The organism is Holdemanella hominis (assembly GCF_014306155.1).
In the GTDB taxonomy this organism is placed as follows: Bacteria; Bacillota_I; Bacilli_A; order Erysipelotrichales; family Erysipelotrichaceae; genus Holdemanella; species Holdemanella hominis.
On the sequence record NZ_JACRWH010000122.1, the window covers coordinates 1 to 986 of the forward strand.

Genomic DNA, 986 nt, shown 5'->3' on the forward strand with positions numbered 1-986 from the left:
AATGCTTTTTCTAAGTTTACATCACTACCCAAAGCCTCACCTGTAGATTTCATTTCAGGTCCTAACACTGTATCTACACTACGTAATTTCGCAAATGAGAATACTGGTGCTTTGACAAAGACTCTTTCTTTATCTTCAGGATGATATCCTGGTATTAAGTCTTGATCTTCAATACTTTCACCTAATACACACTTAGTCGCAATTTGAGACATAGGAACACCTGTAATCTTAGATAAGAATGGTACGGTACGAGAGGAACGTGGATTTACCTCTAATACATATACGTTACTTTCTTTATCTACAATGAACTGGATGTTGTATAAACCAACAAATTCAAAGCCTTTACCAATTCTTGTTCCATAATCAATAATTGTATCTTTCACTTGTTGAGAAATTGTCTGAGTTGGATATACACTAATTGAGTCACCAGAGTGAACACCGGCACGTTCGATATGTTCCATGACACCTGGAATATATACGTTCTTTCCATCCGCAATCGCATCAATTTCTAATTCTTTACCAACAATATATTTATCAACTAAGATTGGAGCATCATGACTGATTTCCTTTACGGCTGTTGCCATATAGACTCTTAATTCATCATCATTATGTACGATTTCCATAGCACGACCACCCAATACGTAACTTGGACGAACAAGTACTGGATAACCAATCTTATTGGCGATAACGAGTGATTCTTCAACTGTTACTGCAGTTTCACCTTGTGGTTGAGGAATATTCAATTTATGTAACATCGCTTCAAATTCATGACGGTCTTCCGCTAAATCAATAGAGTGTAGTGAAGTACCTAGAATCTTAACACCATGTTCTACCAATGAATCTGCTAAGTTGATAGCGGTTTGTCCACCAAATTGAACAATAACACCCAATGGTTTTTCTAAATCAATAACGTGCATTACATCTTCTGTAGTTAGTGGTTCAAAATACAATTTGTCACTAATTGAGAAATCGGTTGATACAGTTTC

1 protein-coding gene is annotated in these 986 nt (G+C 36.1%); it reads right to left on the minus strand.

All coding sequences use genetic code 11. The annotated features are described in order from the left end of the window. Positions 1 to 986, minus strand: a 986-nt coding sequence (locus H8911_RS12160; protein ID WP_186999839.1) for an ATP-binding protein, incomplete at both ends; no start/stop codon positions are given.